This window comes from Rhodococcus sp. NPDC003383, assembly GCF_053589115.1.
Genome location: NZ_JBSFRG010000033.1, coordinates 1 through 12787 on the forward strand (window position 1 = coordinate 1; position 12787 = coordinate 12787).

Annotated in this window: 13 protein-coding genes; 9 read left to right on the plus strand and 4 right to left on the minus strand. The window is 71.5% G+C overall.

What is annotated here, in order from left to right; all coding sequences use genetic code 11:
• The first annotated feature begins 148 nt into the window (after positions 1 to 148).
• Genes ACWDTS_RS23310 through ACWDTS_RS23335 form a run of 6 tightly spaced genes read left to right on the plus strand, consistent with a single transcriptional unit; the run spans position 149 to position 4717 of the window.
• Positions 149 to 451 (plus strand): urease subunit gamma, encoded by a 303-nt coding sequence (locus ACWDTS_RS23310; protein ID WP_068160404.1) that lies wholly within the window; start codon positions 149 to 151, stop codon positions 449 to 451.
• 10 nt (positions 452 to 461) lie between these two features.
• Entirely contained in the window at positions 462 to 830 is a 369-nt protein-coding gene (gene ureB / locus ACWDTS_RS23315; RefSeq protein WP_197252624.1) for an urease subunit beta, read from the plus strand.
• Between the two features lie 4 nt (positions 831 to 834).
• The gene (locus tag ACWDTS_RS23320; RefSeq protein ID WP_450119116.1) at positions 835 to 2538 is read left to right on the plus strand and encodes an urease subunit alpha; all 1704 of its coding nucleotides are present in this window, start codon (positions 835 to 837) and stop codon (positions 2536 to 2538) included.
• Positions 2539 to 2557: 19 nt separating this feature from the next.
• Positions 2558 to 3214, plus strand: coding sequence for an urease accessory protein UreF (locus tag ACWDTS_RS23325; RefSeq protein WP_450119117.1), 657 nt, complete (start codon positions 2558 to 2560; stop codon positions 3212 to 3214).
• The gene (ureG, locus tag ACWDTS_RS23330; protein WP_450119118.1) at positions 3180 to 3968 is read left to right on the plus strand and encodes an urease accessory protein UreG; all 789 of its coding nucleotides are present in this window, start codon (positions 3180 to 3182) and stop codon (positions 3966 to 3968) included. The genes ACWDTS_RS23325 and ureG overlap by 35 nt, the downstream gene beginning before the upstream one ends.
• Positions 3965 to 4717 carry an urease accessory protein UreD gene (locus ACWDTS_RS23335; protein ID WP_450119119.1) on the plus strand — a complete coding sequence of 251 codons (753 nt, stop codon included), beginning with the start codon at positions 3965 to 3967 and terminating at the stop codon, positions 4715 to 4717. The genes ureG and ACWDTS_RS23335 overlap by 4 nt, the downstream gene beginning before the upstream one ends.
• 36 nt (positions 4718 to 4753) lie before the next feature.
• Here ACWDTS_RS23335 and ACWDTS_RS23340 read toward each other — a convergent pair whose 3' ends face one another.
• Together ACWDTS_RS23340 and ACWDTS_RS23345 are read right to left on the minus strand one after the other, a co-directional pair.
• The gene (locus tag ACWDTS_RS23340) at positions 4754 to 6349 is read right to left on the minus strand and encodes a GMC oxidoreductase (RefSeq protein ID WP_450119120.1); all 1596 of its coding nucleotides are present in this window, start codon (positions 6347 to 6349) and stop codon (positions 4754 to 4756) included.
• 74 nt (positions 6350 to 6423) lie between these two features.
• The gene (locus ACWDTS_RS23345) at positions 6424 to 6993 is read right to left on the minus strand and encodes a TetR/AcrR family transcriptional regulator (RefSeq protein ID WP_450119121.1); all 570 of its coding nucleotides are present in this window, start codon (positions 6991 to 6993) and stop codon (positions 6424 to 6426) included.
• A gap of 133 nt (positions 6994 to 7126) precedes the next feature.
• On the opposite strand from ACWDTS_RS23345, the gene ACWDTS_RS23350 reads away from it, so the two are divergent.
• Both ACWDTS_RS23350 and ACWDTS_RS23355 read left to right on the plus strand, forming a co-directional pair.
• Positions 7127 to 8158, plus strand: a complete 1032-nt coding sequence (locus ACWDTS_RS23350; RefSeq protein ID WP_450119122.1) for a tyrosine-type recombinase/integrase — start codon at positions 7127 to 7129, stop codon at positions 8156 to 8158.
• 142 nt (positions 8159 to 8300) lie between these two features.
• A complete protein-coding gene (locus tag ACWDTS_RS23355; RefSeq protein WP_450119123.1) occupies positions 8301 to 9704 on the plus strand; it encodes an NAD(P)/FAD-dependent oxidoreductase in 1404 nt (467 codons plus the stop codon).
• A gap of 54 nt (positions 9705 to 9758) precedes the next feature.
• Here the strand turns inward: ACWDTS_RS23355 and ACWDTS_RS23360 are convergent, their stop codons facing one another.
• Both ACWDTS_RS23360 and ACWDTS_RS23365 read right to left on the minus strand, forming a co-directional pair.
• Entirely contained in the window at positions 9759 to 10193 is a 435-nt protein-coding gene (locus ACWDTS_RS23360; RefSeq protein ID WP_450119124.1) for a PaaI family thioesterase, read from the minus strand.
• A 238-nt stretch (positions 10194 to 10431) separates the two neighbouring features.
• A complete protein-coding gene (locus ACWDTS_RS23365) occupies positions 10432 to 11145 on the minus strand; it encodes a hypothetical protein (RefSeq protein ID WP_450110752.1) in 714 nt (237 codons plus the stop codon).
• A gap of 206 nt (positions 11146 to 11351) precedes the next feature.
• Here ACWDTS_RS23365 and ACWDTS_RS23370 point away from each other — a divergent pair, with 206 nt between their 5' ends.
• Entirely contained in the window at positions 11352 to 12779 is a 1428-nt protein-coding gene (locus tag ACWDTS_RS23370; RefSeq protein ID WP_450119125.1) for a FecCD family ABC transporter permease, read from the plus strand.
• Positions 12780 to 12787: the final 8 nt, after the last annotated feature.

Sequence of the window (12787 nt, forward strand, 5' to 3'; positions counted from 1 at the left end):
GTGTGCCTTTCTGGCGGCTCCAGCCGCCAGAAAGGCACACCGGCGGCGGAGCCGCACCGTGGAAACGCGGGTGAAACATGGGTGGGCATATGCTGGCGCGCAGTATCCGGGCGTACCGGACACGCTGCGTTCGCACCGAGGAGGCCCCATGCATCTGACGCCCTCCGAACAGGAGAAGTTGCTGCTCGCCGTCGCCGGGATGGTCGCCCGGGACCGGCACGCGCGCGGCGTGAAGCTCAACTATCCGGAAACCACGGCGCTGCTCACCAACTGGGTCATCGAACGCGCCCGCGACGGGCTGTCGGTCGCCGAACTGATGGTCGCGGGCCGGGAGGTCCTGACCCGCGACGACGTGATGGACGGGGTCGCGGAGATGCTCCCCGACGTCCAGGTGGAGGCGACCTTCCCGGACGGCCGCAAACTCGTCACCATCCACCAGCCGATCGCCTGAGGAGCACGCCATGGCAGGTCTGAACACCACCGGCCCCGGAGCGATCCGTGTCCGCGACGGCGACATCGAACTCAACGCCGACCGGGAACCGGACGAGCGCCTCGAACTGGTCATCGTCAACACCGGCGACCGTCCCGTGCAGATCGGCTCGCACCTGCATCTGCCCTATGCGAATCCGGCGCTCGAGTTCGACCGGGACGCCGCGCACGGGTTCCGCCTCGACATTCCGTCGGGGACCTCCCACCGTTTCGAGCCGGGCGCGTCCCGCACCGTGCAGGCGGTCGCGTTGCGCGGCGCGCGGCGGGTGCCGGGCATCGCGATCGGTGTCCCCGACGGCGGCGCGCTCGACGGCCCCCTTTCCGAGCAGAACGGAGACTGATCCGATGGTTCGCATCTCACGGGAACGCTACGCCGCGCTCTACGGTCCCACCGTCGGCGACCAGGTCCGTCTGGGCGACACCGATCTGTGGATCGAGATCGAGGAGGACCGCACCGTCGGCGGTGAGGAAGCGGTGTTCGGCGGCGGCAAGTCCATCCGCGAATCCATGGCGCAGGGGTCCACGACCCGCGCGCAGGGCGCGCCGGACACGGTGATCACGAATGCGATCGTGCTGGACTGGTGGGGTGTCGTCCGCGCGGACGTGGGTATCCGGGACGGGCGGATCACGGCGCTGGGCCGGGCTGGGAACCCGGACATCGCGGACGGGGTGCATCCGGATCTGCAGATCGGTCCGTCCACGGACGTCATCAGCGGCGAGGGCAAGATCCTCACAGCCGGCGGCTTCGACACGCACGTGCACCTGATTTCGCCGTCGCAGATCCACGAGGCGCTCGCGACGGGGATCACCTCGATCGCCGGGGGCGGTACGGGTCCGTCGGAGGGCACGAAGGCGACGACGGTGACGCCGGGCGAGTGGCATCTGGGCACGATCCATCGGAGCCTGGAGTCGTTGCCGGTCAACGTGTTGCTGTTCGGCAAGGGCAACACGGTGAGCATGGACGGGCTGGCGGAGCAGGCGCTGGCCGGGGCCGCGGGCTACAAGGTGCACGAGGACTGGGGGTCGACGCCGGCGGCGCTGGATGCGGCGTTGCGCGCGGCCGACGAGTGGGGGCTGCAGGTCGCGTTGCATTCGGACTCGTTGAACGAGGCGGGGTTCCTGGAGTCGACGATCGAGGCGATCGGCGGCCGGTCGATCCACGCGTTCCACACCGAGGGCGCCGGCGGTGGGCACGCCCCGGACATCATGCGTCTGGCCGGTGAGCCCTATGTGTTGCCCGGGTCGACGAATCCGACGTTGCCGCACACGGTGAACACCGTCGCCGAGCATCTGGACATGCTGATGGTGTGTCATCACCTCAATCCGCAGGTGCCGGAGGATCTGGCGTTCGCGGAGTCTCGGATCCGGGCGACGACGATCGCGGCGGAGGACGTGCTGCACGACATGGGCGCGATGTCGATCACGTCGTCGGACGCGCAGGCGATGGGCCGGATCGGTGAGGTGATCACCCGGACCTGGCAGGTCGCACACGTGATGAAGGCGCGGCGCGGGTCGCTGGGGTCGTCGTTGCCGGCGGACAACGAGCGGGCCCGCCGGTATGTCGCGAAGTACACGATCAATCCGGCGATCGCGCACGGCGTGGATGCGCACATCGGCTCGGTGGAGGTCGGGAAGATCGCGGATCTGGTGTTGTGGGAGCCGAAGCTGTTCGGGGTGCGGCCCAGTGTCGTGCTCAAGGGCGGCGGCCTGGTGTGGGGTGCGCTCGGTGACCCGAACGCCTCGATTCCGACGCCGCAGCCGGTGTTGCAGCGCCCGGCGCTGACCGATGCGATCGGGGCGGACCTGTCGGTGACGTTCGTGTCGCCCGCGGCGATCGAGGACGGCCTGGCCGATCGGCTCGGGATGCGCCGGCCGCTGGTGGCGGTCGCCGACACCCGCGGTGTCGGGAAGGCGCAGATGCGCAACAACGACGTGTTGCCGCGCATCGACATCGACCCGGAGACGTTCGAGATCGACGTCGACGGGGAACGGATCGTGCCGGCCCCGGCCGAGCGGCTGCCGCTCGCCCAGTTGTATTCGCTGTTCTGACGTGGACCGGGAGTCGACGGTGCCGTCGCAGTCGCTGTTGCTGGCGTTGCTCGCCGACGCGCGGTTACCGACCGGTGCGCACACCCAGTCCGCGGGCCTGGAACCGGCGTTGCGGGCCGGGTTGCCGCCGGCGGACGTGCCGGGATACATCGCGGCCCGGTTGCGGACGGTGACGATCGTGGAGGCGGCGACCGCGGTCGTCGCCCGCCGTGTCGCGGTGGCCGGGGGCGATCTCGACGCGGTGGAGGCGGCGTGGGCCGCGCGCACACCGAGCGCGGCGCTTCGGGCCAGTTCCCGGCAGCTGGGCCGCGGATATCTGCGGTTGTTGCGGCGGTTGTGGCCGGATCAGGAACCGATTCCGCGGTCGTGGCGGCCGGCGCGGCCGGTGGCGGCGGGGATGCTGGCCGCGCGCGCGGGGTTGGATGCCGAGCACACGGCGCGGCTGGTCGGATACGACGATGCGCAGACCATCGCGGCGGCGACGCTGAAGCTCGAGCCGGTGGATCCGGCGGTGGTCACCGGCTGGGTGCTGGCGGCCGCCCCCGCCATCGAGCAGCTTGTCACGGCGGTGGCGGGATTGACCGAGCCACAGCAGATCCCGGCGTGCGCGGCGCCGCTCGTCGAACAGTGGGCCGAGAATCATGCCCACACCACAGAAAGGTTGTTCAGTGCCTGATCACAGTTGTGCCTCCACCCGTGCCCTGCGGCTCGGGGTGGCCGGTCCGGTGGGGACCGGGAAGAGTTCGCTGATCGCGTTGTTGTGCCGGGAGCTGTCCGGGGAGCTGGCGTTGGGAGTGATCACCAACGACATCTACACCGACGAGGATGCGCGGTTTCTGCGGTCGGCGGGGGTGCTGGATCCGGAGCGGATCCGCGCGGTGGAGACGGGCGCGTGCCCGCACACCGCGATCCGGGACGATGTGACGGCGAATCTGCTGGCGGTGGAGGATCTCGAGGAGGATTTCGCGCCGCTGGATGTGGTGCTGGTCGAGTCGGGTGGGGACAACCTGACGGCGACGTTCTCTCCCGCCCTGGTCGATGCGCAGATCTTCGTGCTCGACGTCGCCGGCGGCGGCGATGTGGCCCGCAAGGGTGGGCCGGGGATCGCGCGGGCGGATCTGCTGGTGGTGAACAAGACGGATCTGGCGCCCTATGTGGGGGTGGATGTGCCGCAGATGGTGGCGGACGCGGAGGCGGCGCGGGAGGGCCGGCCGGTGCTGGCGCTCTCGCGCACGGATCCGGAGTCGGTGGCGGCGTTGTGCGCGTGGGTGCGGTCGGTGCTGGCCGAGCACACCGGGGGCCGGTTGGTGCCGGTGGATCCGGGTCCGATGGCACCGCACTTCCATGCCGACGACCACGACCACGAGCACGGCCACGGGCATGGCCATGCACATGGTCACGGCCACGGGCACGCGTCGACGCCGCAGTGACCTCCCCGAACCCTGCGACCCCGCACCCTGCGATACAGCACCCCGCGACGACCGTCGCCGTGCACCGCGCGCACGGCCGCGCCCGGTGCCGGCTGGTGCCCGGCGCGTTCGGGCCGCGGGTGCTCGGCGGGGACGCGGACGGCGCGCGGGTCGCGCTGGTCGCGACCGGGGCGTTGCTGCTCGGCGGCGACGACGTCGTGATCGAGGTCGAGGTGGGGGCCGGGGCGTGGCTCGAGATCGTCGAGACCGCGGGCACCGTCGCCTACGACGCGGCCGGGCGGGCGTCGAGCTGGACGGTGCGGGCGCGGCTCGGGGCCGGTGCGACGCTGCTGTGGGACGGGTTGCCGTTCGTGATCGCCGACGGCGCCGACGTCACCCGCCGCACCGAGCTGGTGCTCGACCGCGACGCGCGGGTGCTGCTGCGGGAGACGCTGGTGCTCGGCCGCAGCGGGGAATTGGGTGGCGCGGTGCGCTCGCACACGGTCGCGACCCATGAGCAGCGTCCGCTGCTGGTCGAGGATCTGGACCTGTCCCCCGGGCTGCGCACGCTCCCGGGGATTCTCGGGTCGCATCGGGTGCTGGATTCGGTGCTGGCGTTGGGGTGGCGTCCCCCGCACGAGGATGCCGGGAACGGGGCGTATCGATTCGACCTGGACGGTCCGGGGGCGCTGGTGCGGTGGCTCGGCCGGGACCTGCACCGCTCGGGTGGGGTGGACGAGTGTGTGGTGGCGTGGCGTCACGGCCTGTGACGCCACGCCACCGTTCCCATCCCCCGGGTCTGTGGCTCAGATGAGCGTGCCGACGTCGCGGGCGACGATGTTGTCGAGGGCCCGCTCGGCGACGGCGGCGATGGTCATCGACGGGTTGCACGCGGCGGCGTTGCCGGGCATCAGCGCCCCGTCGAGCACGTACAGGCCGCGCTGCCCGAGGACGCGGCCGTCGAGGTCGCAGACGCTGCCCATGTTGGCGCCGCCGAGCGGATGCCAGGTGGACGGCACGATCGCGTTGGTGTCGACGAGGACGGCGGCGTCGCCGGCGATGCGGCGGACGGCGGGATCGATGTGGCCGTTCTGGATCCCGGCGTCGCCCTCGTGCGGCCAGCGCAGCACGGCGTCGTCGCGTCCGGCGTCGTAGACGAATTCGCCGCGGCCGTCGCTGACGCCGTAGCCGACGAGGACGGTGCTGCGGGTGTTCACCTCGAACGAGGGCAGCGACGCCTGGACCACGGTGTGGGCGTGGTGCGGATCGTCCCAGTTCTTGCTGCCGTAGACGACCGGGCCGCCCTGGACCGCCCCGAAGTCCGCGGCCATGTCGGTCCACATGTAGATGCGGTCGGCGTTGGTGCCCCAGCCGCGGCCGAGGTCGTCGGGCAGGTCGGTGATCCGTCCCTTGGCGGCGGCGCGCAGGAGCAGCCGGGTGGTGTTCAGGCTGCCCGCGGCGAGCACCAGCGCGTCGGTGGTGAGGATCTTGTTCTCGAGGACGGTGCCGGATTCGTCGGTGCGGTCGACGTACACGGTCCAGCGGCCGTCGGCGGCGCGTTCGATGTCGGTGACGTCGTGCAGGGCCTGCACGGTGGCCAAGCCGGTGGCCTCGGCGTCGGCGATGTAGGTGACGTCGACGGTGTGCTTGCCGCCGTTGTTGACGCCGAGCGCGCCGGCGCCGTCGGTGTAGGCGGGGGTCATCTCGCCGCGCAGTTCGGCGAGCGCGAAGTTCCAGTCGATCGGCATGGGGATCTTGTCGAGCGGCATGCCGGCGGCGCGGACCCGGTCGGCGAAGATGCGCGCGGCCGCGTAGTTGGCGGTGGCGACCAGTTCGTCGGGGGCGGTGGCCAGGCCGAGCATCTTCGCCACGCGCGGGTAGTGCACGCGGTTCATCAGGTCCCAGTCGAGTTCGTTCGGGAAGTGCGCGTTGAACACGTCCCGGTCCGGTTGCAGGGACATGCCCTGGTAGACGAGGGAGCCGCCGCCGACGCCGGCGGCGCACAGGGCGGTCATGTTGTCGCCGGGGACGGCTTCGACGAGGCCGACGTAGGGTTCGACGTTCAGGCGCCGGCCGAACACCTCGGGGAACGACTTGTGCCACAGCATGCGCTTGTCGGGGTCGGCGACGCGCGGGAAGGTGGTGGCGTTGGGGCCGGTGGGCCAGCGGCGGCCGCGTTCGAGGACGGTGACGGGCACCCCGGCCTGGGCCAGGCGCAGGGCGGTGACGCCGCCGCCGAAGCCGGAGCCGATGACGATCACGCGGTGCTCTTCGCGGGTGACGGCGACCCGCTTGACGCGGGCGCCGATGCCGGGGGCGGCGTGCGCGGTGGACGCGCCGGCCAGCAGTGTCCCGGCGGCGACGGCGCCGGCCAGGAAGGAGCGGCGCGTGAGTGCGGACAAGTCGATCCCCCATCGGTTTTCGGCACGGCGCAGGCCCGGACGCAAGCAAAACTAGACAGTCCGCGGCCGAAGTGTCAAGAATCGCGGGTGGGCCCGCCGAGGGACGCCAGAGCCGGCTGCAGCCAGCGCCGCAGGAACCCCCGCAGCTCGTCGTCGGATTCCATGGCGTCGCCGGTGAACATCAGCACCGACAGGCCCAGCAGCAGCGACATCACGACGATGTCGTCGACGTGCGGTTCCAGTTCCGGGTGCCGGCGCACCATCGGCGCCAGCAGCTGCCGCCCGATCGGTTTGGCGCGGTCGACCATGCCCGGATCGAACACCGGATTGTCGCCGTTCCCCCGCAGCAGCACCGCCAGCACCGGGTGCTCCCGCACCACCGTGCGCCCGAGGACGATGGTCTCCACGACGTACTCCCCCGGGTCCTCGATCTGCTCGAGCCGCGCGGTCATCTCCGCGTACGCCTCGAGCAGCTGCCCGCTGATCGCCTGGGAGACAAGCTCTTCCCGGCTCCCGAAGATCGAATACACGGTCTGCCGGGACACCCCCGCGGCCTGCGCCGCCCCGGCGATCGTGACACCTTCGAAGCCGACGTCGGCGATGAGCCCGAGCGTGGCGTCCAGAATCTTCGTGCGCGACCGCATCCGCCGATTCTCCCCCACCCGCGCGCGTCTCCGCGGCACGCGCCCCGCCCTGACCGAGCACCGCCCTGTCCGACCCCGATGTCAGACTGTGCTCGCACACATGTACGACACGAGCCGGCGGAAAGGGCGCACGATGGCGAGCGGGGACGAACCGGGCCTGCTGGAGTGGATCTCGGCCTACCTCGAGACCCTGCAGACGGCGAAACGGTCGGCGCACACCGTCAAGGCCTACCGGCTGGATCTGCGGGCGGTGTGCGAGCAGCTCGCCGCCACCCGGCAGGTCCATCCCGACGCGCTGACCGTGCAGGACGTGACGATCCGGTCGCTGCGCTCGGCGTTCGCCGCGTTCGCCCGGGAGCGGCAACCGGCGTCGGTGCGCCGCGCCTGGTCGGTGTGGAACAGTTTCTGCAACTTCCTGGTCTCCGAAGGGGTTTCGGAGGGCAATCCGATGGCGTCGATCGCCCAGCCCAAACGGCCGCAGCACACCCCGAAGGCGTTCAAGCCGGCCGCGATCGGTCAGCTGGTGGACACGCTCACCGTGCAGGCACAGCGCCCCGAGACCGGGCCACGGGACTGGCCGGGCCGCGACCTGGCGCTCATCGCGACGCTGCTGCTCACCGGCATCCGCTCGGAGGAACTGATCCAGCTGGACCTGGCGAGCATCCTCGGCGGCCGCGAGGCCCCGGTGCTGCGGGTGCTCGGCAAGGGCGCCACCGAACGGGAGATCCCGCTCGAGGACAGCTGGACGGCGATCGTCTCCGCCTATCTCGAGCAGCGGTACACCCGGTTCCCGCCGGCGCGGCGCACCGCCCGCGCCGACCGGGAGGACCTGGCGATCTGGGAACGATTCCCGCCGGAGGATCCGCTGTTCGTCGGCAGCGACGGCCGGCGCATCACCCGCGGCACCCTGCAGTACCGGGTCCGGCGGATGTACCGGCTGGCCGGGATCGAATCCGAACGCAAACGCGGCGCGCTCGCGCACGCGCTGCGGCACACCTTCGCCACCAGCCTCGCCGACAGCGGCGCGACCATGGTCGAGCTGCAGCAGCTGCTCGGGCACCGGTCCCTGCAGACGGTGCAGATCTACACCTCGGCCACCAACGACGCGGTGCGGCACGCCGCCCGCCACAACCCGGTGTACGGGCTGCTGCGCGACCCGGACTGACCGCGCCGGACACGACTCGCCGATCGGTTCGACGCGTCACGGCCCGCGAATGCTGCGAGACTGGGGCTGTTCGCCGAGTGAGGCGGGGACCGCGCCGGCACCGATCGGCCCGGTCACTGACAGACGTCGAGGGAGCAATCAGATGAGCATCCAGCCGGTCGGGTCGGGTCGTCATCGGGTCGTGGTCATCGGATCCGGATTCGGTGGACTGTTCGCCACCCAGGCCCTCAAACGCGCGGATGTCGACGTCGTGCTGATCGCCCGCACCAGCCACCACCTGTTCCAGCCGCTGCTCTACCAGGTGGCCACCGGCATCCTGTCCGTCGGCGACATCGCCCCGGCCACCCGCATGGTGCTGCGCAAGCAGAAGAACGCGCAGGTGCTGCTCGGGGAGGTCGAAACGATCGACATCGACGCGCAGACGGTCACCTCCCGATTCCTGGACCGGGTCACCGTCACCGAATACGACAGCCTCATCGTCGCCGCGGGCGCCGGCCAGTCCTACTTCGGCAACGACCATTTCGCCGAATTCGCGCCCGGCATGAAGACCATCGACGACGCCCTCGAACTGCGCGGCCGCATCCTCGGGGCGTTCGAGCAGGCCGAGTTGTCCGACGACCACGACGAGCGCACGCGGCTGCTGACGTTCGTGGTGGTCGGCGCCGGCCCCACCGGGGTGGAGTTGGCCGGGCAGATCGCCGAACTGTCGCGGCGCACCCTCAAGGGCGCGTTCCGGCACATCGACCCGACCGAGGCGCGGGTGGTGCTGCTCGACGGCGCCCCGGACGTGCTGCCCGTGTACGGGGGCAAGCTCAGCCGCAAGGCCCGCAAGACGCTCGAGCGGCTCGGGGTGGAGATCCAGCTGGGTGCGATGGTCACCGGCGTCGACGCCGAGGGCCTGACCGTCAAGGACAAGGACGGCACCGAACGGCGCATCGAGTCGCAGTGCAAGGTGTGGTCGGCCGGGGTGGCGGCGAGCCCGCTCGGCAAGCAGCTCGCCGGGCAGTCCGGCGCCGGCATCGACCGGGCCGGTCGCGTCCAGGTGCAGCCCGACCTGACGCTGCCGGGTCACCCGAACGTGTTCGTCATCGGCGACATGATGGCGCTGGACAACCTGCCGGGGCTGGCGCAGGTGGCGATGCAGGGCGGCAAGTACGCCGCGCAGCAGATCGTCGCGGGCCTGCACGGGCAGGATCCGGCGCAGCGCAAGCCCTTCCACTACTTCGACAAGGGCTCGATGGCGACGATCTCGCGGTTCAGCGCCGTCGCGAAGGTCGGCAAGCTCGAGATCAGCGGGTTCATCGGCTGGATCGCGTGGCTGTTCATCCACCTGCTGTATCTGGTGGGGTTCTCGTCGAAGCTGTCGACGTTGTTGTCGTGGGCGCAGGCGTTCTTGTCCACCGGCCGCAACGAGATGGCCGCGACCGAGCAGCAGGTGTTCGCGCGGATCGCGATCGACCGGCTGCGGGAGCACACCGAGGCCGCCGAGGCCGCGGCGGCAGCAATCGAGAAGGGCGGCTCCGGGTCGGCCCGCGAGGCCGGCTGACGCCGCACCGGCTCGGGCACCGGGTGCCCGAGCCGGCAGACAGTGGTTCCGGTTCTAGTGGCCGATGCGGTCGGCGTCGGCGATGTTGGCCAGGCGCACCTGCCCGTGCGCGACCGTGCGGTCCTGCTCGTCGGTGATCGCGACCTGCCACAGCTGCTGGGTGCGGCCACGCTGCAGCGGGGTGCCGGTCGCGGTGAGCACGCCCTCGCGGGTGGCGCGCAGGAAGTCGGTGTTGTTGTTGACACCGACGACGTTGCCGCGGTCGCCGAACCACAGGGCACCGGCGATGCTCGCGACCGTTTCGATGACCGCGCAGTACACCCCGCCGTGCACGATGCCGTAGGGCTGGTGGTGGCTCGGGGTCACCGTCCAGCGCGCCACCACCCGATCCGGGCCGGTTTCGACGAATTCGAGCCCGAGCGCGGTACCGAAGCCGACGTTGTTGGCGTCGGTGGTGGCGGCGGGATCGGGGCTGAGTTGCTTGGTCATGAAGTCTCCGTCGTCTCGGCTGTCCGGGCGTTACCGCCCTGTCCTGTCGGATGGTAGGCGCCCGCCGGGGCGCGCCGCCGCCGGGACGCGCGGGCGGTGCGGGCCCGGAAAAGATCCGGCGGGCCCCGCGGTGATGCGGGGCCCGCCGTGGGAAGGACCGGGAGTCTCTGCAGCCCTCAGGACTCCGGCGCGGTCCGACAGTAGGTGACGACCATGATTGTAGGGAAGGCTGCCCTAATCAGGCAAGGCCTCGGACGGGAAACCCTGCGGAAACGAACGCGTCGAGCAGCTGCTGGCCGCGGCGCGCGGAGACCCGCCGCGACGACGCGGCGAGCATCGGCAGCTGCGCGGCGCCGGTGACGACCGCCCGGCCGACCAGCGCCCAGAACCGGGCGCCGTCGAGCGGCGCGCAGCCCTGCAGGGTCCGGTGCACCGTGGACAGGGCGGTCACGGCGCGGTGCGCCGTCCAGATCGCGAGGGCCTGTTCGCACGGCAGCACCACCACGCCGCGGGTGCCCTCGGCGGGATCGCCGGGCAGCACCCGCAGGGTGTCGTCGGCGACGCCGGCCCAGTCGATGCCGCCGTCGCTGTCCTGGTGGATCCACAGGTTCTCCAGGCCGGGATCCCAGGCGCGCCCGTCGAGGACGACCGGTGCCAGCACCCGCCCGACGACCACGTGGATCAGCGCCCCGGCGACCTGCTCGACGGCGATGCGCGGATCCTCGACGTCGTCGAGCACGCGGCGGTAGAGCAGGTCGACACGCTGGGCCCGGTCCTCGCCGGCCAGGCGCCACCAACGGCGGCGGGGTTCCTCGTCGACGCGGGCGACGGCGTAGACGCGGGGGGCGTCCGGCGCCAGCGCGCGCAGCCGGGTGCGCGTGTCGTCGAACGCGGACCCCGGGACCGCACAGATTTCCGGGACCTCGGGACGGGTCAGCAGCAGAGTCGACACCCACACACCTCCTGATCGGCAAGCAGCACCGCGGTTCCATACCCCACGGCTTGATTAGGTGAGCCTAACCTTGGCATGTGTGGGGTGGTTGCGCAACTCCCCAGGAGACGGGATAGATAGGATTCCGTAACCTAAGTTCCCGTACGTCTCTCCGCGGACCTCGTCCGCGTCCCCGGCAGGCACCGATCCCGAGGAGCACCCCGCCCGTGACCACGATCCGACACCCGGGAGACTCACCGGTCCTGCCCGATCCGGGCCCCCCGGCGAGCCCCGCGCGGCGCGTGACCGCCACCGCGCTCGACGCCGCCCTGCTCGCCGTGCCGCTGGTGATCGGCGCGCTGCTCGTCGACACCCTCGCCGACGCGAACGGCGGCGGCCAGACCGACCGCATCGTCTTCGGGTTCGCCGCCGTCGCCGCCGCCGCCGGATTCTGGCTGTGGAACAACGGCCGCCGCGAGGGCCACACCGGCAGCAGCCTCGGCAAGCAGTGGACCGGCCTGGTCACCCGCGACGCCGCCACCGGCGCCCCGGTCGGCACCCGGCGCGCGCTGCTGCGCCGCGACACCGAGGTGGTCACCGACAAGATCGCCGCCGCCGACGGCTTCGCCCCGCTCCCCCCGGACAGCAGCGTCGCCGGGCTGCGGCGCCGCCGCCTGCTCGGTCTGGCCGCGCTGATCGTGCTGCTCGGTTTCGTGTTGCTGGCCAGCATCTCCATCGGCGCCCGCCCGATGACCTTCGCCGAGGTCCTGCACGCGCTGACCGTCAACGACGGCTCCGAGACCGACCTGATCGTGCACAGCCTGCGCATCCCCCGCACCGTGCTCGGTCTGGTCGTCGGGATCGCCCTCGGCATCGCCGGTGCCCTCATCCAGGGGCACACCCGCAACCCGCTCGCCGACGCCGGCCTGCTCGGCATCAACGCCGGCGCCGCGTTCCTCGTGGTGCTCTCGATCTACCTGTTCGGGATGACCACCCCGTCGCAGTACCTGTGGTTCGCGTTCGCCGGCGCCCTGCTCGCCGCGGTCACCGTCTTCGGGTTCGCGTCCATCGGCGGCGGCAAGGCCAGCCCGCTGAGCCTGGCGCTGGCCGGGGCCGCCGTCGCGTTCTTCCTGCAGGCCATGACCAACACGGTGGTGCTGCTCGACCAGACCACCCTCGACGGGTTCCGCTTCTGGGTGGTCGGCTCGGTCGCCGGCCGCGGCACCGACGTGCTGTGGCAGGTGCTGCCGTTCCTGGCCGCCGGCGTGGTCATCGCCCTCGCGAGTACCCCCGGCCTCAACGTGCTCGGCCTCGGCGAGGACGTGGCCCGCTCGCTCGGCACCAACGTCGCGGTCAGCCGCACCGTCGGCATCGTCGCGATCACCCTGCTCACCGGCGCCGCCACCGCCGCGTGCGGCCCGATCGCGTTCATCGGGCTGATCGTCCCGCACATCGCCCGCGCCATCACCGGACCCGATTACCGCTGGCTGGTGCCCTACGCGGGCCTGCTCGGCGGAATCCTGCTGCTGCTCGCCGACGTGATCGGCCGTATCGTCGTGCGCCCCGGCGAGCTGCAGGTCGGTATCGTGCTCGCCCTGATCGGCGCACCGTTCTTCATCGCCCTGGTCCGCCGACGGAAGCTGGTGTCCCTGTGACCGACTCG